The following is a 25,543-nucleotide window of genomic DNA, read 5'->3' as shown; positions in this document are numbered from 1 at the left end:
GTTTGCCCAGCGCTGAGGCTGGGCCCTTGATAGTTAGAACTTATAGCTGGCACTGAGGTAGTAGCGAGAGCCAAACTCAATGGTGTTTTGCGTTAAGTCATAGTTGGTATCGTAAGATTGAATGACCTCATTGGTAAGGTTCACCCCCTCTAAGCTGATATCAAGATTTTCCATGGCGTGCCAAACAATGGAGGCATCCCATTGTTGATAGTCATCATTGCGTACCGCTTGTGCGGCGCCCACACCTATCCACTCACTGCGCCAGTTGTAGGCGATACGCGCACTGATGTGATCGTTCTCGTAGAACAGCGAGCCGTTAAATGAGTTTTCCGACACCCCAGGAACCATTTCTGTGGCGCCATCGGGGCGGGTTGTTTCACTATCAACATAGGTGTAGTTACTGACAAAGCCAAAACCATTGGCAAAGGTATGCTGCAATTGCAACTCTAAGCCGGTGACATCACCATCGCCATTACTGCGAGGTCGGGTGACGCGGCAGCTATCATACTCTGAAGGTTGAGCGCCACAGCCATCGACAAACTCGACTTCTTCAGTGAGAAAGACAACGTTGTCAATTTGTTTCACAAAAGCGGCTGCTGAAAACAGCGATGCCTCGGTAAAATAGTATTCAACCCCGAGGTCGGCTTGGTCGGCCTCATAAGGTTTTAGATAGGGATTGCCGCCGTTGGCAGAGCCAAAGTTTTCTTGAATGGCTAAGCCGGGCTTCAAGTCGCTGTAGTTCACCCGTGACATCACACTGGATGCGGCGGCGCGGACAATAACGTCGTCGCTGACATCAAAGGCGATGTTGATGCTTGGCAACCAATTATCGTAGTCCACCGTTTCTTTAAAGGCTTGGCCATCGGCATAGCCAGACGAGGTTTGCTCGGTGTCCACATAGCGCAAGCCCACGTTTCCTCGGAAGTATTCGCCGCTGAAATCACTTTGCACGTAAAGCGCCAGCATATCTTCATCCACGCCGAAGGTATCGCCCAAGGCAGGTGTTTCAATCAGCTCTCCCGCCTCATATTTGCCACTGATAAAATCCCACCACTGGTCTTCATCAAGCTTGGCATAGGAGTCAAGAATATGGCCGCTGCTTTGCGAGTGAAGATCAGTAAACACGCCATCACTCCAATTGCTTAAATTGCCATTGGGAACAAAGCCAATCACATCGGCTGGGTTACGATGAATCGCTACGCGTGAGAATTCACTGCTATTGACCTTCACCCCGGCTTCAATACTGGTAAACAGATCGCCGCTGAGCAACCATTTGATATCTGCTTGAGCGTAGCGGATATCATGCTCTTGTACGGTAGTTTGAAAGTTGGCCTCTTGGGCATGTTTAAACTGACTGGCATCGGTGGCATCGAGTGAGCTCAGCCATACTTGATAGGGGCCGGTCGCATCATAGGTAAAGCCGCCATCGGTGCTATTTTGACCATTTTCAAATGCCGGGTCGCCGATTTTATCACCCTCGTCAGTCGCCGGTATCCACCAACTGGAGGCGCCGAACTGCGTACCGCCATCGGAGGTAGACTGACCCAGCACGGCACTTACTTCATAAGTATCACCGATATACTTACCCGATAAGTTCAGTACATCGGCTTTCATATTAACGGCATTGCGCACCACCGGATTATAAATAATCGAGGCGTAGGCAGGCGTAATGGTCGCTTGCTCCGTGCCGCCAAGGGCATTATTTTGCACGTTTTCAGAGCCGCTGCCGCGCCCGCCGACGGTCAAAAAGTTATGGTTTACATGAGGGTTATCAAGCTCGAAGCGAAAATAATCAAGCACAAACTCGGTATTATCGGTAGGCGCAAATTGCGCGGTTAATTGCGCACTGGTGCGCTCGCGCTCAGCTCGAAAAGCCTGCGAGCCTATCGCCCACGCGCCCACTGTCGATTCTTGCCCTGTGCCTGGGTCAGCGGCAAAGTATTCATAGTAACTTCCGATAGACTCCAGCACATGGCGCCCGGAGGTCAGTTGCTCGATGGAGTAAGAAGCGAGAATACCAAAGCGCTCTTGCTCATCTTTCCAGCTCGCTAAAAATGCGCCACCCGCGTCGGTTTCATCGTACAGAGACCCACGCGCTAGCTCAGCGGATACCATCAGGGTGTTGGTGTCTAAGTCTAACGGCTGGCGCGTGGTCAAATCCACGGTGCCGCCTAAGGCCCCTTCCTCGATGGAAGCTTTGGGTGTTTTGTACACTTCCACCGCCGATACTTGCTCTGCAGAGAGTAATTCCATATTAAATGTACGTGTTGCAGGGCCTAAGTCGTACCATGAGGTGCTGGCCACTGATTGGCCATTTAACAACACTCTTGATTGTTCAGGCGCTGTACCGCGAATGGTCACCCCACTGACTTCACCGTATTGGCGGTCCACGGTAACCCCAGAAATACGCTGTAAGGCATCACCAATGTTTTTGTCAGGGAATTTACCAATGTCTTCAGAGGTAATGGCATCGACCACGGCATTGGCAAAGCGCTTAGTGTTCATGGAGGCTTCCAACGAACGGCGAATCCCCCTCACCTCAATGGTTTCCATTTGCTGGTCATCTTGCGCTAACTGCTGTTGTGCATAGACGCTGGGAGTAATAGCCATGCTAGCGAGTAAACTTGTTGTCACGAGTGCAGCCACTCGGTTGATATTAAAGCGGCGTTTAGGTGTTGTTTTCATTGTTATGCTCATCTTCTTCCTTACTATTTTTGGCCTATTCAGAGTAAAGGCATGAGCGTTTTTTAAGCGGTACGATTCTATGCACTGATCATACTTTTCTCGCAGTGTTGCGGTTAAGCTGTCAAAAAAGCGTAAAACCAAAGCACTATAGCGGCAAACGAATGATAGGTTAGTATTGAAGTGTGAGAGAATAGTCGCACACAAGCGCTGGGGAGTTGCTGAAATAGCAAAACAATTAACAAGGACAATAACAGTGGAGGTTAGCGCGTGCGTGCAATGTGTGAAAAGGTGATCCCCTCACCAAACTGCTCTTGGCGTTATTGCTTGTATCGCTTGCCCGAAATCCCATTTAATTGGCACTATCACCCCGAGTACGAAATATGCTTAACCCTCAATAGCCGTGGCGTGTGCCATATTGGCGACTATATTGCGCCCTATGGTGACTACGACTTGGTGTTGCTCGGCCCTGAACTGCCCCATACTTGGCAATCGAAAATCAATACTGACTTATCTGAGCAAATTGTCCATGTGGCACAAATACCGGCGCCGTGGTTAGAAAGCATGGTGGCTCAACACCCTGAGCTGCAACAACTGGAGGAATTACTCAGTGGGGCTCGCCGAGGCCTGCGCTTCTCGCAACAATTGGCAAAGCAATGCCAGGCCTTGTTCGAGAGCATGGAGCAAGCCAGCCCGTTACAGCGCTACGTACTGTTAATGGATATGCTAACGCGCATGGCACAATCCCAGTATGATTACCTTTCCAGCGCCGGTTTTCGTTTTGATTATCGCCAAGACCCAGCCAAAGACAAGTTTGACCGGGTGATCTCCTTTATTTATGACAACTACACAGAAAAGCTCAGCGCAGATATGCTTGCCGAGCATGCTCACATGAGCACCAACCACTTCCATCGCTTTTTTAAAAAACGCACCGAGCGCACCGTGACCGAGTTTATTAATCAGCTACGCATCGCCAAAGCGTGTAAGCTACTCATTAATACCTCGTCGCCGATTACAGTGATCTCCGATCAATGTGGATTCAATAACATTTCTAATTTTAATCGACGCTTTCAAACAATAAAGAACTGCACCCCAAGCCAATTTCGCGCGCGGCTTCAGCAGCGCGCACTGATCTAAACATCGGAACCTTCTCCCCGGTGCTAGAGCTTTACACAGCAACCACGCCAGAGCAGCCGCACAACGCTATACTGATACTGTTATCGCTTTATAGCAACTGTACCAAAAATTAAAACTCATTGACTTTATAGCTCACAGTTGCCACAGTTAACTTATTGAGTAAAAAGACATTACTGGAGGTGAAATGGCTAATTGGCTGAGCGCAAAAGTGACCCGAGTGAAGTGGTGGAATGATAAGTTATTCTCGCTGGTGGTCCACGCCGACATCGCCCCTTTCACTGCGGGGCAATACACTAAGCTTGCGTTAGAGGTAGACGGTGAGCGTGTGGCCCGAGCCTATTCATTTGTAAACCCTCCTAGCAGTGATGACCTCGAGTTTTACTTAATTAAGGTTGACGATGGTGCCCTATCTGAGGCGCTGGCCAACTTACAACCCGGTGATGAGGTACGCATCGCCGAGCAGAGCACGGGCTTTTTCACACTTGATGAAGTACCCAGCAGCGAGCAAGTGTACATGCTTAGTACCGGCACCGCGATTGGCCCGTTTTTATCAATACTGCAACAGCCCCATGTATGGCAAAAATTTACTCACGTGGTGTTGGTACACTGCGTAAGAGAGCAGCAAGATTTAAGCTATCAAGCACTGGTTAAACAGCTGCAACAGCAGTATCCACAACTACACTATGTGCCCGTGGTCACCCGCGAAAATGTCGATGGCATGTTGAGTGAGCGTATTCCCGGGTTAATAAAAAGTGGCAAACTTTTTGATCATGTTCAGCTCAGTGCCAGCCCAGATGTGGCACAGTTTATGATCTGCGGTAACCCTGAGATGGTAAAAGACACCAGTGCCTGCCTTCAAGAACTAGGCTATACACGCAACCGACGGCGCACGCCAGGGCAGATCACCGTAGAGCAGTATTGGTAAAAAAGGACCAACAAATGAAATACCTAATTGTGTCATTGCTATGCCTAAACTTTATTGGCAATGCCTACGGCGAACAAACGCCGCTTGAGAAAGACCCAGCGCAGCAACAAGCGCTCGAGCAAGCCATCAAAAAAGCCGAAAAGAAAGCGGTTAAAAAGCTCAGTAAAGAACAACAACAAGCGGTTGCAGTCGTGGATGCCTTGGTGGATGCCTATAACAACAAAGACATCGACACCTTCATTAGCTACTTCGCTGAAGATGTGGCATTTTATATGTTCCCCAACGAGTTGATGTTCACTGGCAAAGAGCAACTCATAGCCCGCTATGGCTTAATGTTTAAAAAATTACAGTGTGTAAATACCGCCCCTATCAAGCGTATTGTTCATGGTAGTTTTGTTATTGACCAAGAGCTCTCAGAGTCGTGCAGTACAGACCCTGAAGTTATTGATAAACGCTCTGAGGTGGTCACCAGTTATCAAGTGAAAGACGCCAAAGTACAAAAAGTGTTGTTTTTTAAAACTACCAGCTAAACTGCTAGGTGTGCGCAAGTAATTGAGGAAAGCCATGGCAGCAAACACCCCACCACAGATACAGTTATTATACCGTGTTGAACCGGGATGTTTGGGGCCGGATGGCAAAGATCACATAGAGGGATTTTGTGCCTACGCACAACAGCATATCAGCGCTCCCGAATTTGCCACTTACCGTTTTGTGCCGCGTTACGATAAAAGCAAAGATGAAGTCAGCTACACGCTACGTAATAAACGTTTATCATTGCAACAGGCCGAGCAATTTCTCGCTCACTTTGGCAGCCAACGTAGTGATTTTGAAGAACATCTAGACGAACAACTCGCCGAAGCCATCGACCAATTTTTACGTCCCAGCTAGGGGCGTAGCAGCGGCTACACCCCCCTAATACCTTTAGCCATTAACGATTTCATTAAAGCTATCGTTGTCATGTAGACTGGCAAACGCACTTTCGTGCAACAGCTCATTGCGCAGATTAGGCGAGTAGTCTAAGGCCATACGAATATCCGCCAAGGCATCGCTGTGCTCGTGTGTTAGTGCGTATGCACAAGCTCGCTGCCAGTAGGCATAGCCATAATCTGAGTCAATTTCCAGCGCCTGATTACACAAACTAATTGCCTCTTGGGTATCACCAAGCTCGAGTAAGGCATCCGCCTTATAGGCGATAGCTTCAACATCTTCAGGCTTACGATTGAGGATCTCGTCGTAAATCTCAACCTTGGTAGCAAAGTCACTCTCTAAATTAGCACGCATCCACAATGAATGAATTTCGTTGGTGATGGTGATCTTCTTCTGGTTGTTGAGGATTTCCTCTGAGCGACCTCGAAGCTGCTCTTCTAAATCTTTTAGGCGCGCTTCATATTCGTCGGTAATGGCACTGACGCGGGAGTTAACAATGTCTTCAACCTTATTTTTTACATCGCGTAGTGAGTTCCACCCAACTAACACCAAAATTGACGCCGTCGCGGTGAGAATAAAAAACACATTGTTAATGGTGTCTGTGGTGTAGACAATAGCGCGATCAGCGGTTTCTAGTTGCGCGTGAGCAATCTTTTCGGTGTATTCGGCACGCAAAGCCTGCTGGTCTTGGCGCACCGCCTTGAGCTCATCGAGGATGTAACGCTCAATCAACGGGCGATACATGGGCTCATTTAAATCCTTAACCACCTGCTGTGTTTGTTGCTCTTGGTTCGGTGTTAGCCCTTTCGCCTGTTGCGCCGGCAGCGCCAACTCGGGGGTATTGGCATAACTGCTGGCCATAGTGCCAAAAACAAAAAGTAAGCCGCTGAATATAAAGCAAACTAACTTAGACATGCCTATTTCCTTTTTTATAATTCTCTCAGCCCCTATGATGCCAGTTTGCTGTGTTTCAGGCAAAAAAAAGCCAGCTACAAAAGTAACTGGCTAACCTGCTTAACAACAATAAAGGTTCAAAGGAACATTAACAGGAGTGAGATTATAACTTAGCAAGATGTCCCTGAACCCATACTTAATTGATTTTGCTAAAACTTAGTTTATCTCCTAGGCTTATTTGGGACGAAGGATTGAGTAGATTGATGTGAAGTATTGGCTGTTATTATTACCTCTTGTGAGCTGTTTGAGCATAGCCCAGAATAAGGTTTTTTTGGTAACCGAGCAGTTGCCGCCATTAAGCTATGTTGATAAGCAGGGCCAGGTGCGAGGAGATGCCACCGAGCGCGTACAGCAACTTATGCATCATGCAGGCCTTGATTACAGCATTGAAGTGTTGCCATGGAAGCGCGCCTACAAACAAGCAGAATCCTCTGCCAATACCCTTATTTTTACCATATTAAAAACCCCCACACGCAGTGAGCGTTTTGATTGGTTATGCCCTCTGGTTCCTCCTTTGGAGGTTTATCTATATAAACTCAAAAATCGTCATGACCTGGCCCCAAGCTCTCTGGCTGATGCAAAAACGAGCTTAGTGGGCGTGAGTCGTGGCTCGGTTGCACATTCTTTATTACTCAATCAAGGCTTTATCGAAGGCAAAAACCTGATGGTGACGACCAATATCGATGTATTAACGCAAAACCTCCGTAATGGCCGGTTAGATTATGTGTTATTAATTAATACCTCAGTGCATGATACAGACAATATTACCGCAGCTCTGCCGGAGAATTTCAGCCGCGACCTCCCTGCATGCTTGGCAATTAATAAGCAATCTGACCCACAGATCAAGCAGCGATTAATGGCTTCGTTCACTACGTTGAGCGCTACAAACTTCCACCAACCTTGAGAAAAGCGCCAGTGTCATATTGGCTAATGACACTGGCGTTGAATACAGGCCGTTAATCAACTAACGCGATGGGCCACTGCCCCATTTCTCGTACAGCATTCATAACCGTCACAACTTGCTGATGACGGCTTTGCTCATGCGCGCGAATGGCAACCGAAGAGAATGGCTCTGTGGCAGATATGCGGGCGATGTTGCTGGCAATTTGTGAGGTCTCGATATTCCTCCCCGCCATCACCACATGGTTACTGTGAGTGACTTGAATCATCAAGGTTTTATTTTCTGCTGACACCGCTGAATTAGACTCGGGACGAGTAACGCTCAAACTGTGCTCGCGAACAAAGGAGGTTGTCACCACAAAGAAAATTAGCAGGATGAAAACCACATCAAGCATTGGGGTCATATCAGCTTGCGCTTCGGTGTTGGTCGGTCTTTTTCTATTCATAGCATGTTCCTTTTTATTAGACTCCTTATTCACCCTAGACCACGAATGAAAATGCTTTGTTACATTAAAAGCGTATAAACATTTTATTTTTATGATCTTTTTGTGCTTTTAGTGATGCAAAAATCAAAACAGTGCGGTGTATACCTCTGGCTGCGTTTGTCTCACGCACTTTTGTATTGTTTTGTAACAAGCTGGTTGTTTTTATTTACGTAGCCATGACTTATGCTCACAGTAGCCAAGTAAATATGGATATAAGGAAAGGGCAATGAAAGACTTACAAAAACTCGTAGGGAGTTTAAATAAATCAGGTGCACTAAGCGGCTTCCTAGGCGGTGTCGCTGGCGGTGGTCTAAGTGGCTTAGCCACTGGCAAAAGTGGCAAAAAGACTTCTGAGAAAGTGATGAAGTATGGTGCCCTTGCCGCCATTGGTGGCCTTGCTTGGAAGGCATACCAGCAGTATGCACAAAAAAGTTCAGCAGCTGAACCAAGTACAGAACATCAACGCTCAGGCAACTTTAATTATCACTCGACTCCTAAGCAACAACAAAGCTTTGAACACGTTGTGGAAGATGACAACGAAGGCGGTCAACTGCTGCTGATGCGCGCGATGATTGCAGCCGCCTACGCCGATGGTCATATAGACGAGCAAGAGCGACAACGCATTTTTGCGCAAGTAGAAAACATGGACTTGCAAACCCATGAAAAAGCCATGTTATTTGATGAGCTGCGCCAGCCCATGAGCTTATCGGAGCTGGTTAATGCTGTACCAAATGCGCAAACAGGCATCGAAGTCTATGCCGCCAGTGCCAGCGCCATAGACCTGAGTCAGCCCATCTCTGGGCAATATCTTGATGCGTTAGCAAATAAGCTCTGTATCCCACAGGAATTAGTCAACAATGTGCATCAACAGCTGACTCAGCAAGCGCGCCTAGCCAGTGAGTAACCGTTGAGTGCACGCTAGAGTGACCCACTCGGCGTCACTCTCTGTTTATTTATCAAGCCACACTCCCCCCTCGTTTTTCACGGCATTTGAGCCGACAAATAAAAAAGATTGATGTTATTTGAAAGTTAACTGAGAACCACAAGGTCTGTCTCAGCTGAGTGATGAAACGGCCGATTCGCATTCACGAACTTCCCATAACTAGGTTGCCTTTCCCAGTGCAAAACGCGCTGTGATCGGCATGTGAATAACAGAGGATTCGAGATGAAATCGTTGCCAAAAATGACCCTGAGCGCTCTTGCACTCACACTTTGCCACACTGCGGGCGCTGCTGAACTTGATGTGCGAGTGCAAAACCTAACCCAAGGTATGTATTTCACGCCCCTGCTGGTGGCTGCCCACGATAGCAACAGTGAATTGTTTCGCGTTGCCACCGCCGCCTCCAGTGAATTACAAGCCATGGCCGAAGGCGGTGCCATCGACGGTCTTGTTAACCAAGTAGAAGTCGCTGGCGGTGATGTGCTTGCCAACCCCGCGCAAGGTTTGCTTGCGCCTGGACACAGTGGCGAAGGCACCCTCACCACCAGTGAAAGTAATACCTATTTATCGCTGGTGGCGATGATGCTACCCACCAACGATGGTTTTGTTGGCCTTAGCAATTGGCCTGTACCGAGCGAACCCGGAACTTACCATGTATACCTTAACGCCTATGATGCCGGCACTGAAGCCAACGATGAAATACGCGGCGGCGGTGCCCCAGGTGTGCCTGGTATGCCGGTTCCACCGCCTTTAGAGGAGCTTATTGGCAATGGGGGCAGCGGCGTCACCAACGAATTGAGCAATACGTTGGTGCACATTCACCCAGGTAACCTTGGCGATGACAGTGCATCAGCGGGAAAAAGCGACATCAATAACAGCGTCCAGCGATGGTTGAACCCTGTCGCTAAACTAACAATTACTGTGCAGTAGGGGGTGAGCATGCTTTCGCAAACACATTTCCCTCGAGCACTGGGTTTAAGTGCTCTTGTGGTGCTTGGTTTAAGTGCCTGCGGCTCTGATAACACAAAACCCACGGGAGCAGCCGTGGACACGCCAGAGCCGGTGCAATATCGTTATCAGGTGACACTGACCAATTTAACGCAAGCACAACCATTGAGCCCTGTCGCTGGCGTACTGCATCAGCAAGGTCAATTTTGGCGTATTGGTGAGCCGGCTTCAGCTGCTCTCGAAGCACTTGCTGAAGGGGGCGATAACTCGGCGCTGCTAGCAAATACAGAGGTGATTGCACACTATGGTGGAGAAGCCCCTATCAGCCCTGGTCATACCGATGAATTTACCCTATCAGTAGAGGATGTTGCTGATAGTAAGTTGACCTTAGCAACCATGTTGGTCAATACCAATGATGCGTTTACGGGTGTTAACGCCGTCGATTTAACGCCGCTGGCTGCTGGGCAAAGCATATCGCTCTATGGCCATGGGTATGATGCTGGCACCGAGGCCAACTCTGAACTTGCGCAGTTTATCCCAGGTCCTGCCGGTATGGGTGAAGGATTCAACGCAATAAGAGACGACACTAACTTTGTGGCTTTGCACCCTGGCGTGGTAAGTGCCGATGATGGCTTAGCGCAATCGGCTTTGGGTGCTCAACATCGCTTTGACAACCCGGTGATCAAAGTGGTGATCACGCGCACCGAGTGAATCACATTCATATCTAGGCGTCACACCCACGAGACACAACCGCTGGGTGTGAATTCACAGCTTTTTACGCCAAACTGCAACGGCACTGAATACCTGCTATGTGACCTTGGTACTTACGAGTCAGTGTTAAGCGGGGCATAGGCAACTGTATTTCTGCCAGAGTCTTTAGCATGATAAAGCTGCACGTCGGCGGCTTTTATCAACGCTTCAATATTATCGCTGATGCCGTAGGCAGCCCCGACAGAGACAGTAAATGCAATGCTCTGCGGCGTTAATGCCGCACCTTGAGTGTGCACAAAGCGGCGAAAAGCCTCCAGTTTTTGCAAACAGTGCTGTGGGTCTTCAGCGGCAAAATACACCGCAAATTCCTCACCGCCCATACGTGCGACTTGCTCATAATCAAAATGCTCACATAATGCCTTACTCAATGCCTTGAGCACCTCATCGCCACCATCATGGCCGTAGCGATCGTTCACCGCTTTAAAATGGTCAACATCTAACATGGCAATCATACTTGGTTGCTGTTGCTGCGCAGCCGCCTTAAGAGATTTGTTCACTTGGCTAAAAAAATAACGCCGATTCGGCAGTTCGGTTAAGTAATCCGAGTTTGCTTGGCGACGGATGGTTCGAATTTGCTCGAGCATTTCTACGTTTTGTCTTACTCGACAGTAAAACTCTTCCGGGTTAAAAGGTTTACGCAGATAATCGTTGGCGCCATTTTTTAAAAATCGCGCCGATAAATGTGCCGACTCCACCCCAGAAATACCGATAATGGCGATATCCTCTTCAGTGTAAATACGACGGATCTCGATGCACAGCTCCTCACCTCGCATTTTCGGCATTTCACTGTCGGTTACGATTACGGAAATATCGTTATATCGCTCAAGCATAGCCAAAGCTTCTAAGCCGTCTCGCGCTTCCAGCACCTGGTATTTATGGCGCTTGAGCAGACCACTTACATAGTTTCGGGATGTCGCTGAGTCATCCACCACCAATATCTTTATCTTCTCATTGCGCGGCAAGCGCTCGAGCTGACGCTTTAGATACTGATAGGCCTGCTTGTTTTCTTTGGTGATGTAATCAATGATGGGATGGCGGTCTACAATTTCTCGGGTTTTGCTCTCTAAGCTGCCGGTCATCACTATGGTAGGAATTTTCGCCTTTGTACTACAAGGTATGGCCTCCCCCTGCGGCGCATCGGGCAATATAAAATCGACAATAGCGCAAAAGTAATTGTTTTTTGCAATCAGCGCCTCGGCTTTCGCTTTAGAGTCAGCGATATCAACCTCATAGCCCGCTTGCAAACAAATGTGCTTTTGCACCCGGGCGATAGTAGGGGTGTCTTCTACGATAAGGATTTTTCGTAGCACTATCCGGCGCTCCAACTGGTGCTCAATCGATAACTCAATTGTTAGCCCTACTGGCGCTAAAAGCAATCTTTGCATTTGAATCTAAAGCAAAAATATTGTTATTTAGAAAAGACGTACAGAGGGCTTAAAAAGATACCTGCCCTGCATGCTTAGGTTTGCCTAGAACCGCAAACCTAACTTCTATAAAGTATAAAAGAAAACAAGGACCATCATGTATATAGGTGAAGTTGCCAAAAGGACCGGGTTATCCGTTAAAGCCATCCGTTTGTATGAAGCCCGAGGGTTAATAACCGCACCACCAAGGCAAGGACGCTACAGGGTGTATAACAAGTCTCATGTAGAAGTGTTGTTATTGATTGTGGAGGCAAAAGCCTTAAGCGCGACCTTGGCAGAATTAAAAGACGCGCTTATCTACAACAACGGCGCGCTTGATTGGTCACGGGTGCACGGGTTTTTAGCGGAAATTAAAAACAAATTACTCTCTCAGCAATCCGATATTTTAAAGCGTATAGACGCTGTAGAGCGCTGTATATCCACCCTCGATTCATGCCCCCATATTCAGCACGCTTGACTCTGCCCCTAGGGGCAGAGCTTAAGATAGTCATCGAGTTTTCACCTTACGGAAGTAAACCCGATGACAAAAAATATCCTAATCATTAACGCTAACCCAAAACGCTCAAGCTTTTGCCAACACTTAGCAGATACCTATGAATGTGAAGCGAGGGAGCAAAATAATACTCAAAGAGTTAACCTGTCGGCATTGCAGTTCAATCCTAGCTTGGATTGTGGCTATGATGATGAACAACCTTTAGAACCTGATTTACAGGTATTTCAGCAACAAATTGCCTGGGCAGATCATGTTGTGATCGTTTCGCCTATTTGGTGGGGCAGCCTTCCGGCAAAATTCAAAGGCCTGTTTGATAGAAGTTTCCTGCCCGGGTTCGCATTTAAGTACCAAAGCTATACACCCGTGCCTCTACTCACCGACAAAACCTCTCGCCTCGTCTTAACCATGGATGCACCGCCGCAGAGCCTGCAAGACCAAGCCGCATCGGTTATTGCACAACTCGATATATTCACCTTACAGTTCAGTGGCTTTCAGCCCAGCGCAGTGAGTTTATTTGGCTCAGTTGTAGCGGCCTCTGAACCCGAGAAGTCTGCTTGGGTAAATGAAATAAAGCAATTAGGTCGAGCAGCGAAATAGCTTGTACTGACTCGAGCAGTTTCTCCAGTGCTAGGGTCAGGTTTACGCTTTTGTTTCGTTTCTGTTTCAAAGGGTCAGAGTTGTTTGTTTCAAAGGGTCAGAGTTGTTGATTTTTATCCCGAGCGTTAAATGATGCCGACTTCCTGTCTCCGCCATGCGTTTTTACCTCAATGGTATGCCCCAGCTGCTGCTCAATCTGTTTCTTAAAACGCTCATCCCCCAGTACCCAGGTTCTTTGCAGGGCATCTCGAATCTGCGCGACGGAATAATCCGGCATCTGCGATTTAAACAAGGCTTGGTACGCCTGCTTTCGAGCTGATTTGTCTTTACCTAGAGCCTGATAGACAGGATGCTCCTTAATCAGCTCTATTTGCTTGTCCAAAGCATTATGGCGATAACTGGACCAAGGGTATTCAGACGGATGAACAACCATGTTCGCTCGCACCGGGTTCAGTTCAATATACCGACTGACCAAAAGCAAATATTGGTCACTATCAACCAATGACGACTTAAAACGTCCTTCCCAAAGTGTTCCTGTCCGCTTATAAGTATTGTTCACGTAGCGGACATAGTAACGTCCTAACGATTGCATCAGTTGGCTGACGCCCGTTGCTGTAGTAGGTGTCATCAATAAATGAACGTGATTGGTCATCAACACAAAAGCGTGAACAGAGACGTCAAAGCGACGACTGTAATCTTTCAACTTGTCCAGGTATACGGTGTAATCCTGTTCCGTATAGAAGGTGACTTGACGGTTATTTCCACGCTGAACAACATGTTGCGGAATATGGGGTAAGTTTAATCTCGGCCGACGCGCCATGGCCTTTCCTCCCTGAAATAGCCAATTGCACTAAAAACTTAGCGCAACTCAGCAATTTCAACAACTCTGACCCCTTATCGATCTAGGAGGGCCCATGATTCTATTTTTTATTTATTTTCATAGACATCAAATAAATTGTAATTGCGAAGATAAACAGTGAGATTCCCCCAAGGTAAAACTTTTCTTCGTTCTCCATATAAACATTCATCGAAAAGACGCCAAAAATGACTGAAGCTATATAAAACAGCCAAGTCGCAGGTCCGTTTTTTGTACTCGCAAAAAGCTTAAAATATATAAATCCCAAAAATGAGACCACCTGAAGAATAAATAACATTTATTTCTCCACCTTATTCAATTCACCAACAGCTTTTTGTAACGATTAATACAAATTTCAACAACTCTGACCCCTTGATTCGACCCCTTGATTCGATTCTGCCATTTCCGGGGTGGCAGTAATACCATCTATGGCTAACCCTTTAGTGGTAAAAGCCCTTATCCAAGTGTTGGCTGGTGTATCTTGGTTGAGGTTTATTTCAATCGCCTTCTAAAACCAATACTTGGTAACATCAGTGACAACACCATCTAGTCCCTGAATTTCTCCAAGAATATAGCCGTAGGCACCTCCATAATCTTCATCTTTGAAAAAGCCAGCAATGTTGCCTAGTTGCTCATCATTAAAGGAAGCTTGCAATTTCAATTTCAACAACTCTGACCCCTTGATCGGACGCCCGTTGCTGTAGTAGGTGTCATCAATAAATGAACGTGATGATTAGTCATCAACACAAAAGCCTGAACAGAGACGTCAAAGCGACGACTGTAATCTTTCAACTTGTCCAGGTATACGGTGTAATCCTGTTCCGTAAAGAAGGTGGCCTGACGGTTATTTCCACGCTGAACAACATGTTGCGGAATATGGGGTAAGTTTAATCTCGGCCGACGCGCCATGGCCTTTCCTCCCTGAAATAGCCAATTGCACTAAAAACCTAGCGCAACTCAGCAATTTCAACAACTCTGACCCCTTGATTGACCCCTTGATTCGATTAACCCCTTGATTCGATTCAACAACTCTGACCCCTTGATCGCTGTGTCATCGATCGCTGTGTCATCAATAAATGAACGTGATTAGTCATCAACACAAAAGCGTGAACAGAGACGTCAAAGCGACGACTGTAATCTTTCACCTTGTCCAGGTATACGGTGTAATCCTGTTCCGTAAAGAAGGTGGCCTGACGGTTATTTCCACGCTGAACAACATGTTGCGGAATATGGGGTAAGTTTAATCTCGGCCGACGCGCCATGGCCTTTCCTCCTTGAAATAGCCAATTGCACTAAGGACTTAGCGCAATTCAGCAATTTCAACAACTCTGACCCCTTGATCAGACCGACCCCTTGATCAGACCCCTTGATCACATAAAATAGCCCCGTGAAAACGAGGCTATTTAAAATACATGATTGTAGACTATGAGGGCTTGCATAATGCAAGAGCTGAACCCATCACTTTTGTATTTTTATTAACTAAATACAAATTAATTTATATGTACAAAATTCAAACCAGTAAACTTATTTTGAAGAACTAAATTCACAAAGTCTTCAGTCAAAACTGGAGGTTGGTTTTCCAGACCTTTCAGCTTAAAAATACATGGTGAATTCCTTTGTACTTTATTGAAGCACAAACGATTAATGCCTGTAACATAACCTTCAAATTCCTCGAACTCAGAGTTACTATAATCAACTACATCCTGTACAACAGTCGTATTAAAATAATAGTAAATTTGCGAATTAAAGGTCATTTCTAAAAATTCCCCAAAGGGCTTTAAAACCTCATTAAGTGCTTTATAAACATGACTTTTCATAAGCAGGCCATATGAATAGAAGCCGATAAAATCAGATAGTCCGTTTTCACTAACGTGACTATCACTAGTTTTCAATTCCAGAACCATATTAGACACGACAGGTTGTCCATTTGATAACTGCCTTCTCATAAAAGAAATATCTTCTTTTTTATTTCCAACTGTTAAGAATTGATATTTTTCATCAAATTCAAATTTGTAAAGTTTCATTAAGGCGTTTCCCAAAATTTATGCCCTCTTTCTAGGTCGTTTCGAATACTTCTTAATATTGCCCTAGCATGATTTGAATCTACGCCCATATTTAACCTCTGATAAACTGATGATATAGCTCTATGTGTATGAACTCCATCCCCATGATGAGCTATATGAGTTACACCTAGTTGAATTTTGTCATTTACTGTTCGAGGTAGCCATACTAGATTATCTGCACTATTGATATCTATTTCGAATTCTTCCAGCAGATCTCTTGCCAACTTAGAATCGGCATGTGAATGCCCCCAAAATACAATATGATGTGCATCCCAATTACCCTCCGGCTTTTCCATACCTGCTTTTGCCAAGGTCTTTTTTAATGCTTCTGTATTTGGCCTTCTTAACTCCAAAAGGGCCATTTGAACCACTTTGACAACTAACTTCTTTTGTTCAAAAGAATCATTTAACAGCTTTGTTAAACTGTCTGCCATTTGTCTATTACGCTTTCCCTGACCAGTTACGTCAGCCATACCCGCAACAGGGGGAGGTGGTAAAACGGCACATACAGCAGCCGAAGCAGCAAATATACCACCACAACCCCCACCACCACTATGTCCCCCATCCGCTTTTCCTTTCTGCCCCTCAGCATTAATATCGGTGATTGCTACATGACCTTTTTGCTGCGCCTGAAATGCCCCGTTACTGTTTTCAATAAACGTTGTAGCGGGATTACCTGAAAATCCAAGCTCGCTCATAGCCTCATTGAGTCCACCACTAAACTGGTGACTTCTATTTATCTCTCCTTTTGACAGCCCACCAACACCGCCACATCCCACTCTCGACTCTCCTTTTAGGCAGAGGCTATTGTAACCACTCGGATCTGTCCCCGCCAACGGGTTATTCATAATATATGAATACGGATTGATGCTCTGTGAGTTACCTGGACTCTGAATAACCGGATCAACCGACATAAACCGACCTAGGTTATAATCGTACACCCGACCGTTCATATGAATAAGTTGGTGTTCATCAAGGTGTTCATGGTCGGTAAAGCCTCGGTATGTGGTGGTATCTACAATATCGCCTAAGCGGGCCGAGGGCTTTGAGTTACCATTGGCTAAACGCGGTTTACCGAATGGATCGTAATTACGCGTTGCAAGTACATCACCATTATGATTTGTGAATAATCGACTGCTGCCAAGACGGTCGGTGTGCGTGTACCTAATTTGTACTGCTTGCTCATTAGTTTGACTCACTATGGCGACATTATCTATGTATGCACGCCAAGTGGTCTCCTCTGCTTGAACTTCTTCTTCATACAGCTTGTCTGCATAGTATGTTGTTCGGCCATTGGTGGTATGTTTGAACCGCATATGGTTGGGGCCATAAACGAACTGACTGGTGATCCCATTTTTGACCAGCGTAGTTGGTTTATCCATGGCATTGTAGGTTGCGCTGCTCAGCCCATCACCGGTGAGCATGTTGCCCCGCTTATCGTAACTAAAGCTGACCCACTTACCATTGCGTTGTACTCGCTTAACGGCGTTCGGGCCTCCACTCCCCTCACTTGCGTAGTCATACTCGTTAGAGTAGTCGCTCTTGCTGAGTAAATTGCCAATGGCATCGTAGGTGTAAGAGCCGATTTTTATACCGTTAACCTGATTCGTTTTAAGGCGATGAAGGTCATCGTAGGTATAGGTTTCTGTGAAGGTATGCTGTTCACCCACGGCCCCTGTGGTAACATCCATTTTGCGTATGTTGCCAAAACCATCGTACTGTTCATAGTTAAGAAACATTAGGTTGTTGTTGCCATCAGCTATTTGCTTACTTGTCATCGCGCCGTCTACAGCGCTGTATGAGGTGATTTCGGTCAACTCATTTCCTAAAGTGGCTTCGGTGACGTTGGCAAAGGCATCTTGCCCTGTAATTTTCTTAAAGATGTAATGGCTCGCCGCATTTTGAATCGTTTCTAAATAGCCTGCATCAGTGTAAAGGTACTCTAAGGTCAAGCCATTGGGGTAACGCAGCCCCTTCGCGCGACCATAGTTCCCATCATAGAACGTTGTGATGCGATAAGAACGATTATTGCCGTTGATTAGTGTTCCTGTGGGGCGACCATAAACATCATATTCATAGGTACGGTTTACACCATTACCCACTTCTTTGTGCAACTGCCCAACACCATTATCAGCTGTGTCATAAGTGTAGGTTAACGTGTCCTCGCCTGTTGCCGAGCGCTGGATTACTCGTCCTAGCTTATCGACTGTATAGATAATACTTGTGTCGGTGCTATGTGTTTCCTTTTGGAGCTCACCAAAGCCATTATAAGCAAATGTGCTCTTACCCTGATTGGGGTCATCAACGTCGGTCTTACGTCCAAAAGCGTTATATTTTGCTGTAATGTGATTGTTTTTAGCATCTTGAATAACAATGGGTAGGCCTTGCCCATTATATGCGTAGCGAGTTATCCCATCTTCAGTGTCTTTGGTTTCAATGAGCTGGTCGCGGGTGTTATAGGTGCGAGACATCGTAATCAGTTTGCTGTTACACTCATCTTTCACCTTGATGTCTGTTGTTAACCCTGCGTATGCATAGCTCGTTGTCATGCCTCCGCAGCTTCGCTGTGTAACTTTACTCTTTGGCCTACCTAAGGCGTCAAACTCCGAGTAAGAAACACCATACTTGGAATGGCCATTGTAATAAGGTTGAGATTCAAAGACTTTTCGCCCTAACGCATCGTACTGTGTGTCGGTAAATACCCAATCGTCAGAGTTGAAACCTTGGGTTGCGACCCGCAGCGTGCGGCCCAATTTATCTTGATAAACTTTTTGTGTTGGCTTGCCCGCTGAGAGGGTAGTTATTTGCACAACTGCATTCTCGGGCGCGTGGGTTGTATCGGGCCCAGTGACCACGGTGTAAACCTTCGGCTGACCGCTGGTTTTACTGCTATACGGACGCTGATAGCCATCTAATGTATTTATTGTCTCTTGGTATACATTGTCACCTAGTTGCACTTTGGTTTTAGTAACAAAACCGGTCGCTGGGTCGGTGTGCTTATACAGCTCATGCTGCTTCGCATTCGTTATTTTAAGCGGGAAGTAACCATCATCCGCCTCTGTGGTTCCATCTTTGGTATAGGTGATACTTTCAACCACCCGCTGCGACGATGACCACGTTCCCTCCGCTAATACGTTCGCGGATACTGTTTTACTTGTTGGTAAGCCATAGGAGTTGTAAACAATGTTGGTGCTACTTCCTGTTCCAGACGACCCGCTGACGGTAATTTTTTTCGGTTTACGGCTATTATCATCATATTCAGAATAATTAGTCGTCAGGGTGGTTTTTGTATCGAGCTCTTTTTTTTGCTCATCACTCAATGAGATGTAAGGGTCCGTCACCGCACGTTCGCTTATTTCGCTGGTTTCAACCTTCAAGGTATCGAGCTTATTTAGCCACCAAGTATCTGTATTCGGGGTATAGGCGCGGGTTGTGGTAACAGTCACTACGCCGGTTTCATCTTTTGATGTTTTTTTGCTTTCAAGCACGTTGCCGTAGGCATCAATACTTGCGATGGACTCAACCACACTGCCTAATTTAGTTGCATCCTGGGTGATATCTCGGGTGATAGTCTCTTTATTCGCTAGGAAAACATGATTACCGTTATCCGTGTTTACGAGCCATTCAAATTGAGTGTAGCTAATCGCATTTGTATGGTCAGACTTTCCACCTAAACTGCCAGCCATGTAGTCATTCTCCAAGAATGTGGCCTGACGGTAAGGCTTTCCTTGCAGTGGGAACACTTGTTTAAAGTCTGTTTGTGTAACTAAGCCTCGATCTAGGTCTTTTTCAATAACACTTTTGAAGCCCATAAAGCCTCGGCCTTGGTTATTAAACATTGCATCTCGGTATTGATAGGTGTAGTGCTGATTTCCACCTATACCATCGCTTTGAGTAAACTTATGAACGACATACATGCTAGAGCTAAAGTAAAAGTGCTCAGTGTCATTTAATTCATTGTGTTTTGGGTTGTTATATAATCCATCTACAACGTCTGAGCTTAGAGGCCGATAGTGCCATTGCTCTTTTTTATCAAGGCCATTTGTGACCGATAGCAAAAGGTCATGAGGGTGATAATCTGATTTTTCTATGCTAGCTTGTTCGGTCGCACCGTAATTGCGGTTAAAGTACACTTTTCTAACTTGGTGATCAGCAACAGCGCTGCTCCCCCCTGCTGTACCACTAGGATAACTATAGGTAATAAGGTTTTTATCGACCAGCTCCGGGCCCTCTATTCTCTCTCCATTAACACCTTTCATATAGCAGAAAAACTTGTGATTTTCGTACTCACCTGATGCGTAATGTCTGCAGCCGTATTTGTATACCAAATCAGGTAAACCGTTGCCTGTTGCATCCATCACACTGGAGTAGCTGGGTGTGCCAACTAGGTCTGTATCGACAAAGTGGGCACTCACTGAGCCGGTTGCATCTTGTGAAAACTTTAAGGCCTGATATTGATAGAGGCTGTAATCAAACTTCGCCTCTACTGCCTCGAATTTATTAGAGCCTTCTTCCGAGATGTATGGTTCATAAACAGAGTCTCCGCACACAGTATATCTTCCGTGGCGTTGAGCTACTTGGCGGCGCCCTACTAAAATGATACAGCCTTCGACAAGTATATTATTAGGCATAATAACTTCGCTACGACCATCACCATCGATATCCATAATACGAAATGCATCAGAGAATTTAGGCCTGAGTACCCCTTCACTTAATCTATCACCTGAATTATGAAGCGGTATTCGCCGCACAGGCACAGACACACCGATATCTTGCGCTTCAGTAAAGGTTCCATTTCCCTGGTTTAGCTTAACTGTAAGGTTTGCGCCCACTTTACCGTCTACCCAACCTAACCAGTCAGGCAGACCATCGGCATTTACATCAACCCAGTACCCATAGGCTGACGACTGTCCATTGATATCAGCACCGAATAACACATCATAAGATTGCAATTGAATTGCGCCATTTGCAGCCGTGCTAGTAAGTAAGAGCTCAGATGAAGCACTGTCCATATAAACACTTCTGGTTTTCTTTTTGAGAAAGTCTGGAATGCCATCACCGTTCATATCTCCGACAGGCTCAATACTATATCCGTTGAATATAGCGCTATCGAGCTCGTGAGATTCATTCTCTGTGTATGGGTTCTGCAAGTTTTGAGTATGTTTATATACAGTGAGCGTTCTTTTTTCTTCACTAATACGCCTCAGCACAGTAATGTCGACCCACCCGTCGCCATTATAATCTGCTGCACTCAGCAATGTGTCACCTTCACTACGATTAGCGCTAGTATAATGGCCAAGCTCTACACCTGTATCTTGCCAATTTAGGGATATAGTGTCGTCACCCGATACATAGCCTATTCGCAAAATATTATTTTCTTTACTCCAGCGGTCGGTCCTACCATCGTTATTAAAATCGCCTTGCAAACACGTAGTGGATAGCAACATACTGCTGAAGTGGCAATCGGTTCCCCGTAATGGGTTAACACCTACTTGGTCAAACTCTGCATTGGTAAAATAGCGCGGCCAATCTCTTGAGCCATTTCCATCGGCATCCCCAAACGCAGTCACTTCCGCAAACCCCTCAGGGAAGTGGCCTTGCCCAAAAATCTCTGTCCCATCAGACGTGGCCAAAAGTTCTGGTTTATAAACAGCAGGCTTACTGCTCCAATCAAATTCAGTACTTGGAAGACATTTTTCTGTTCCACTGATATGGCTACAATACTCTATTGAATCTAATAAGCTTCGCGATGTCCCTAAACTCGCTGAGTAGGATAAGCTCCATGAACTAACTTGAGCATCGCCATATTCAGTACTGATACTCTTCAGTCTTTTTGTTGAAAAGTAGTACCCACCCGCTATATAGCGTTTATAAAGGTTTGCAGCACTTTCATACTCAAATACAACTTTACGGTCACCGAGCTCTTCAGCTCCCGTACCTGTGTAGTAAATAGTATTGAGAAGCTGCTCTCCTTGCCCATACGATGAATACTCATAGTGGATATAGTTATTTTCAGTGGCGTCGTGCTCATATGAGATAAGCCACGAATAAGCTGAAGATTTGTTTGCGTGAATTACTTTAGAGCTTGTTTCCTGTCCAAAATAGGCTGTGCGGCCACTTTTATATTCTGCAACAAAGGATGCTTCATCTGTAAGAGATCCTGTTTGTTTGACCCTGACAAAGGTATCTAGCTCAGTTTTGTAAATTGCACCTGAGTTTCCATAGTTCCCCGAAACAATTACAAGTCGCTGGCCATCTAGGCATAACTTATCATTCGCTGTGTAATTGGGCGTATGGTTAATTCCATCTTGGGCCACTGTTGCCGCGCACCGGGTAATACTTGAGCCAGCTGATAAGCCCCAGCCAACCCCTGCGATGCCATTACCACTGCGAGAAGAGTATTTCAAAGAAACGTTCGGTTGCATTCCTGCTCGCCCTGGTGGCAATTTAATGGGTATCGTGTAGCTTGCAGCACCGCCATTCACAGCTGCTTGACCCGCAATAGTACCCACTGCCTCAGCGGTGATTTCTTGGACATCAGAAAATGGTTGATCGTCGGGGTCGCCTAATAAGGCTGAAAAGTTGCTATCGTCTTGAATGCTAAAATCAGCGCTGATGACGTCACTTTCACCAACGCCATCTAAGCTTGCTTTCGCGCAAAGTGTGGTGCTTTCAGTTATAGCAATTGGGCTGGTGTATGGCTGCCAGTCAGCGGTGCTATCACATAATGTGTCTGCCGCTATTTGCGCAAAGCTTATATTCACCGAAGGAAGACCATGGGTAATACGAATGCTCTCACCAAATGGCACTTCTCCTGACTGAGGGGCTAGTTTAGGTGGCGCTACAACACCATCCACTGTGTTCGTCAAAGTGCTATTAGCAGAGCCTTCATTATTCGTACAGGTGATAGTCTGGGTCATTATATATGCTTTGTCTCTTACTGGACTGAGCCACTTGTATAAATAACTGCCATCATTTTGTACGGTGGTATGCTCATCCTCTCTGCTATAGGTAACAGAGCCAGATACACCATCATCATACTCAAAGGTGGAGGTACAAGAACTGGCATTTTTCCAAGCAAAGTAAAGCCATTGTTTTTCACCGATACGCGCTGTATTTATCGCCTCTGATTCAGATATATACTCATGCTGAAGGATCTGTGGCGGTGGTGGAGTAATAACATTGACAAGAGAGCTGGAGTCACTGCCCCCCGAATTCTCACAGTTTATAGTCTGCTCCATTGAATAAGCAGCCTCCCTAACTGGAGATGTCCATGTGAATAGATAACTGCCGTCGCTCCTAACAATGGTGCGCTCATCACTTGCGCTGTAAGTTACGGTTCCGCTCTCGCCATGGCTATATGTATAGTTCGAAGTACAAGATTCGCTGCCTGTCCAAGCTAGATAAAATACTTGGTTCTCACCAATAAATGCAGCATTTGTTGAGCCTGAAGCGCTTACAAATCTGTGCTGCAAAATTTGTGGCGCCCTAGGTATGACCTTATTAACTAGTGAGCTCGTTTTAGTGCCTGCATCATTGGAGCAACTAATTGTTTGCTCCATTGTAAATTCAGATTCTCGAACAGGACTTTGCCAACTAAATAAGTAGCTGCCATCACTCTGATGGATAGTACGTTCATCATGCTTGCTGTAGGTAACAGACCCTGTTCTACCGTCATCATAGCTGAATTCAGCGATGCATTGCTCAGCACCTCGCCATACGAATGTCAGCGTTTGTCTTTCACCAACAACAGCCTGATTAACAGCTCCTGACTCACTCACAAACTTATGTTCTAGTATGGCAGGAGCATCAACGACACTTAGATTGACTGTAAGGGTTTTTGCCGTACTTTGTTCAATGCCGTCGTATACAGATAGCGACACAGGAATGGCACCACTCACTCCTTCATTAAACCTGAGGGTATTTCCTTGCACACTGAAGCGATGGTCTTCATTTATACGCCAGCTATGACTCTGAACGTCGGCGTCTGAAATACTTACAATGTCTTCGTTTAACACTAACTGTCGTGTATTAACTAAATTAATACTGGCTTTGTTCAATATTAATTCAGGCTTGTGATTAATGGTGAAATTGTGAAAACTAGGTTTACCAACGCCTGATGAACCACCGTCATCAATTGCATATGCAACCAATCGATATTGAGTACCAGGCAATAAGTTTTTTTGCTGAGCTGAAAATGAAAACTTTCCGCTGTTTGAGGTGCTGGGTGCAAAGTTTTGTTGGAATACTGTCGACCAACTACTCCCTTGCTTTTTCTGCACATTGATTTTCAGTTGCTTCAAGCCGTCACTGATGTCTGAAAAGTTATTCAAATGAACATTAATCGGTTTTGAATAGGGGAGTTTGCCGGCAGCGGGGCTGGCTATGTTAATCGACGAGCGGCCATTCACATAAACATATACAGAGTCTAAGCCAGCTTTATTATGTAAGTCATACGCCCTAAGGCTTAGTTTTAGACGCTGATCTCCGTGATTTTGAGCTGGTAAGTCGAAGTTACTGGCGGCGGTACGTTTATTACGCCAGTTGAGAATCGTCGAACCTGAATCTTGACTCCAAGAATAGCTTTTAATTCCGCCATTGGCAGTTGGATCGCTCGCACTGCCTCTTAAGTTAATCACTTGAGGGCCGCTCATTACATGAATGTCTGCACCTGCACTCACTCTTGGTGCGGCATTATACACTTGAGCGCTAACGGATTTTGAAACTCTTTGTCCTGAGCTGTTCTCACAGTATATGGCAAAGTTATACGTCAGCTCTTTATCACGAACTGGCGAAGTCCATCGATAAGTTCCATCTCTTTGCGCACCATTGTAGTAAGTCACGCCATATTTAGTGTTATAACACTTAGATGCATTCTTATATTGTATTATGAGGCTTTGTCGTTGCCCAACAGAGACTCGGCTTGGAGAGTAATACGCAGATACGATAACTGGTTTAGGGTTAATAACTTGCATAGAAACATAACGAGAAACTTTGTTACCCTGAGTGTCTTCGCAAATGATATTGAAACTTTTGGACTCTACTTTATTTCTCGCTGGAGAATCCCAAATAAACTCTCCATTGGTGTTTTTCCCTGTACTCGCTTGGTGGTACACAACGCCATACTTATCGTTATAGCATTTATGCGCATTTTGCCAACGTAACCGTAGTTGTTGAGTTTGTCCGAGCTCTACTACTCGAGGATAGTAGCCCGCTGTAGTAATAGATGGGGATGCTATTGCGCCAACACTGATTAGCAATAGAAGTACTCCGGCTAAAAAGCCAGATTTAGGGAAAACTAGTTTCATGTAGAAGTCCATTTCAGAATAGTTGTTTATGCCACCCTTTTAAACCGCGAGCAGTTCATACATTCAACAAGAAATAATAAGTCGCTCGTGGTTTTTATTAAGCATATACAGATACAAAATACGCGGCGGAGAT

General features: G+C 45.8%; 20 protein-coding genes. 10 read left to right on the top strand and 10 right to left on the bottom strand.

The annotated features are described in order from the left end of the window. Nucleotides 1-33: 33 nt before the first annotated feature. Nucleotides 34-2,685, bottom strand: coding sequence for a TonB-dependent receptor (locus tag MHM94_RS01820; RefSeq protein WP_239348331.1), 2,652 nt, complete (start codon nucleotides 2,683-2,685; stop codon nucleotides 34-36). A 267-nt stretch (nucleotides 2,686-2,952) separates the two neighbouring features. Here MHM94_RS01820 and MHM94_RS01815 point away from each other — a divergent pair, with 267 nt between their 5' ends. The 4 genes from MHM94_RS01815 to MHM94_RS01800 all read left to right on the top strand — a co-directional run bounded on the left by MHM94_RS01815 (nucleotide 2,953) and on the right by MHM94_RS01800 (nucleotide 5,632). Next, complete coding sequence (locus MHM94_RS01815; RefSeq protein WP_152441857.1) at nucleotides 2,953-3,819, top strand: AraC family transcriptional regulator; 867 nt, start codon at nucleotides 2,953-2,955, stop codon at nucleotides 3,817-3,819. A gap of 184 nt (nucleotides 3,820-4,003) precedes the next feature. Continuing rightward, nucleotides 4,004-4,744, top strand: a complete 741-nt coding sequence (locus MHM94_RS01810) for a ferredoxin--NADP reductase (protein ID WP_053909564.1) — start codon at nucleotides 4,004-4,006, stop codon at nucleotides 4,742-4,744. A gap of 14 nt (nucleotides 4,745-4,758) precedes the next feature. Continuing rightward, nucleotides 4,759-5,274: a nuclear transport factor 2 family protein gene (locus MHM94_RS01805; protein WP_022944669.1), complete on the top strand. Its 516-nt coding sequence runs from the start codon at nucleotides 4,759-4,761 to the stop codon at nucleotides 5,272-5,274. Between the two features lie 34 nt (nucleotides 5,275-5,308). Continuing rightward, nucleotides 5,309-5,632, top strand: a complete 324-nt coding sequence (locus MHM94_RS01800) for a hypothetical protein (protein ID WP_045980153.1) — start codon at nucleotides 5,309-5,311, stop codon at nucleotides 5,630-5,632. Nucleotides 5,633-5,665: 33 nt separating this feature from the next. Here MHM94_RS01800 and MHM94_RS01795 read toward each other — a convergent pair whose 3' ends face one another. Next, nucleotides 5,666-6,586 carry a tetratricopeptide repeat protein gene (locus MHM94_RS01795; protein ID WP_235418548.1) on the bottom strand — a complete coding sequence of 307 codons (921 nt, stop codon included), beginning with the start codon at nucleotides 6,584-6,586 and terminating at the stop codon, nucleotides 5,666-5,668. A 244-nt stretch (nucleotides 6,587-6,830) separates the two neighbouring features. Between MHM94_RS01795 and MHM94_RS01790 the strand changes: the two genes are divergently transcribed. Then, nucleotides 6,831-7,529, top strand: a complete 699-nt coding sequence (locus MHM94_RS01790) for a transporter substrate-binding domain-containing protein (RefSeq protein ID WP_053909562.1) — start codon at nucleotides 6,831-6,833, stop codon at nucleotides 7,527-7,529. A 52-nt stretch (nucleotides 7,530-7,581) separates the two neighbouring features. Here the strand turns inward: MHM94_RS01790 and MHM94_RS01785 are convergent, their stop codons facing one another. Further along, complete coding sequence (locus MHM94_RS01785; protein ID WP_022944665.1) at nucleotides 7,582-7,971, bottom strand: biopolymer transporter ExbD; 390 nt, start codon at nucleotides 7,969-7,971, stop codon at nucleotides 7,582-7,584. A gap of 265 nt (nucleotides 7,972-8,236) precedes the next feature. Between MHM94_RS01785 and MHM94_RS01780 the strand changes: the two genes are divergently transcribed. From MHM94_RS01780 to MHM94_RS01770, 3 genes are all read left to right on the top strand, one after another. Then, nucleotides 8,237-8,914, top strand: a complete 678-nt coding sequence (locus MHM94_RS01780) for a tellurite resistance TerB family protein (RefSeq protein ID WP_235418547.1) — start codon at nucleotides 8,237-8,239, stop codon at nucleotides 8,912-8,914. A 261-nt stretch (nucleotides 8,915-9,175) separates the two neighbouring features. Then, a complete protein-coding gene (locus MHM94_RS01775; protein ID WP_053909561.1) occupies nucleotides 9,176-9,880 on the top strand; it encodes a spondin domain-containing protein in 705 nt (234 codons plus the stop codon). Between the two features lie 9 nt (nucleotides 9,881-9,889). Then, entirely contained in the window at nucleotides 9,890-10,609 is a 720-nt protein-coding gene (locus MHM94_RS01770; RefSeq protein WP_235418544.1) for a spondin domain-containing protein, read from the top strand. 113 nt (nucleotides 10,610-10,722) lie between these two features. On the opposite strand, the gene MHM94_RS01765 is transcribed toward MHM94_RS01770, so the two are convergent. After that, a complete protein-coding gene (locus tag MHM94_RS01765; RefSeq protein ID WP_235418797.1) occupies nucleotides 10,723-11,979 on the bottom strand; it encodes a diguanylate cyclase in 1,257 nt (418 codons plus the stop codon). A 211-nt stretch (nucleotides 11,980-12,190) separates the two neighbouring features. Between MHM94_RS01765 and MHM94_RS01760 the strand changes: the two genes are divergently transcribed. Then, nucleotides 12,191-12,550: a MerR family transcriptional regulator gene (locus tag MHM94_RS01760; protein ID WP_235418542.1), complete on the top strand. Its 360-nt coding sequence runs from the start codon at nucleotides 12,191-12,193 to the stop codon at nucleotides 12,548-12,550. 63 nt (nucleotides 12,551-12,613) lie between these two features. Beyond that, complete coding sequence (locus MHM94_RS01755) at nucleotides 12,614-13,183, top strand: NAD(P)H-dependent oxidoreductase (protein ID WP_235418540.1); 570 nt, start codon at nucleotides 12,614-12,616, stop codon at nucleotides 13,181-13,183. Nucleotides 13,184-13,280: 97 nt separating this feature from the next. Here the strand turns inward: MHM94_RS01755 and MHM94_RS01750 are convergent, their stop codons facing one another. The 6 genes from MHM94_RS01750 to MHM94_RS01725 form a co-directional block, all read right to left on the bottom strand. Beyond that, on the bottom strand, nucleotides 13,281-14,003 hold the full coding sequence (locus MHM94_RS01750; RefSeq protein WP_235418538.1) for a transposase: 723 nt from the start codon (nucleotides 14,001-14,003) through the stop codon (nucleotides 13,281-13,283). 544 nt (nucleotides 14,004-14,547) lie between these two features. Beyond that, nucleotides 14,548-14,709 carry a hypothetical protein gene (locus tag MHM94_RS01745; RefSeq protein WP_235418536.1) on the bottom strand — a complete coding sequence of 54 codons (162 nt, stop codon included), beginning with the start codon at nucleotides 14,707-14,709 and terminating at the stop codon, nucleotides 14,548-14,550. Further along, nucleotides 14,703-14,948, bottom strand: a complete 246-nt coding sequence (locus MHM94_RS01740) for a transposase (protein WP_328282658.1) — start codon at nucleotides 14,946-14,948, stop codon at nucleotides 14,703-14,705. The genes MHM94_RS01745 and MHM94_RS01740 overlap by 7 nt, the downstream gene beginning before the upstream one ends. Before the next feature lie 113 nt (nucleotides 14,949-15,061). Then, nucleotides 15,062-15,301: a transposase gene (locus MHM94_RS01735; RefSeq protein ID WP_328282657.1), complete on the bottom strand. Its 240-nt coding sequence runs from the start codon at nucleotides 15,299-15,301 to the stop codon at nucleotides 15,062-15,064. 228 nt (nucleotides 15,302-15,529) lie between these two features. Continuing rightward, nucleotides 15,530-16,063 (bottom strand): hypothetical protein, encoded by a 534-nt coding sequence (locus tag MHM94_RS01730; protein ID WP_235418534.1) that lies wholly within the window; start codon nucleotides 16,061-16,063, stop codon nucleotides 15,530-15,532. After that, a complete protein-coding gene (locus MHM94_RS01725) occupies nucleotides 16,063-25,410 on the bottom strand; it encodes a SpvB/TcaC N-terminal domain-containing protein (RefSeq protein ID WP_235418532.1) in 9,348 nt (3,115 codons plus the stop codon). The genes MHM94_RS01730 and MHM94_RS01725 overlap by 1 nt, the downstream gene beginning before the upstream one ends. Between the last annotated feature and the right edge of the window lie 133 nt (nucleotides 25,411-25,543).

This window comes from Pseudoalteromonas sp. CNAT2-18.1 (assembly GCF_022347865.1).
Taxonomy (GTDB): Bacteria; Pseudomonadota; Gammaproteobacteria; order Enterobacterales; family Alteromonadaceae; genus Pseudoalteromonas; species Pseudoalteromonas ruthenica.
This window is presented reverse-complemented; position numbering and strand designations above follow the sequence as displayed.

Coding starts and splice junctions, on each gene's coding strand:
- MHM94_RS01820 (WP_239348331.1), bottom strand. CDS start 2,685: ATGAAAACAACACCTAAACGCCGCTTTAATATCAACCGAGTGGCTGCA.
- MHM94_RS01810 (WP_053909564.1), top strand. CDS start 4,004: ATGGCTAATTGGCTGAGCGCAAAAGTGACCCGAGTGAAGTGGTGGAAT.
- MHM94_RS01805 (WP_022944669.1), top strand. CDS start 4,759: ATGAAATACCTAATTGTGTCATTGCTATGCCTAAACTTTATTGGCAAT.
- MHM94_RS01800 (WP_045980153.1), top strand. CDS start 5,309: ATGGCAGCAAACACCCCACCACAGATACAGTTATTATACCGTGTTGAA.
- MHM94_RS01795 (WP_235418548.1), bottom strand. CDS start 6,586: ATGTCTAAGTTAGTTTGCTTTATATTCAGCGGCTTACTTTTTGTTTTT.
- MHM94_RS01785 (WP_022944665.1), bottom strand. CDS start 7,971: ATGAATAGAAAAAGACCGACCAACACCGAAGCGCAAGCTGATATGACC.
- MHM94_RS01780 (WP_235418547.1), top strand. CDS start 8,237: ATGAAAGACTTACAAAAACTCGTAGGGAGTTTAAATAAATCAGGTGCA.
- MHM94_RS01775 (WP_053909561.1), top strand. CDS start 9,176: ATGAAATCGTTGCCAAAAATGACCCTGAGCGCTCTTGCACTCACACTT.
- MHM94_RS01770 (WP_235418544.1), top strand. CDS start 9,890: ATGCTTTCGCAAACACATTTCCCTCGAGCACTGGGTTTAAGTGCTCTT.
- MHM94_RS01760 (WP_235418542.1), top strand. CDS start 12,191: ATGTATATAGGTGAAGTTGCCAAAAGGACCGGGTTATCCGTTAAAGCC.
- MHM94_RS01755 (WP_235418540.1), top strand. CDS start 12,614: ATGACAAAAAATATCCTAATCATTAACGCTAACCCAAAACGCTCAAGC.
- MHM94_RS01750 (WP_235418538.1), bottom strand. CDS start 14,003: ATGGCGCGTCGGCCGAGATTAAACTTACCCCATATTCCGCAACATGTT.
- MHM94_RS01740 (WP_328282658.1), bottom strand. CDS start 14,948: ATGGCGCGTCGGCCGAGATTAAACTTACCCCATATTCCGCAACATGTT.
- MHM94_RS01735 (WP_328282657.1), bottom strand. CDS start 15,301: ATGGCGCGTCGGCCGAGATTAAACTTACCCCATATTCCGCAACATGTT.
- MHM94_RS01730 (WP_235418534.1), bottom strand. CDS start 16,063: ATGAAACTTTACAAATTTGAATTTGATGAAAAATATCAATTCTTAACA.
- MHM94_RS01725 (WP_235418532.1), bottom strand. CDS start 25,410: ATGAAACTAGTTTTCCCTAAATCTGGCTTTTTAGCCGGAGTACTTCTA.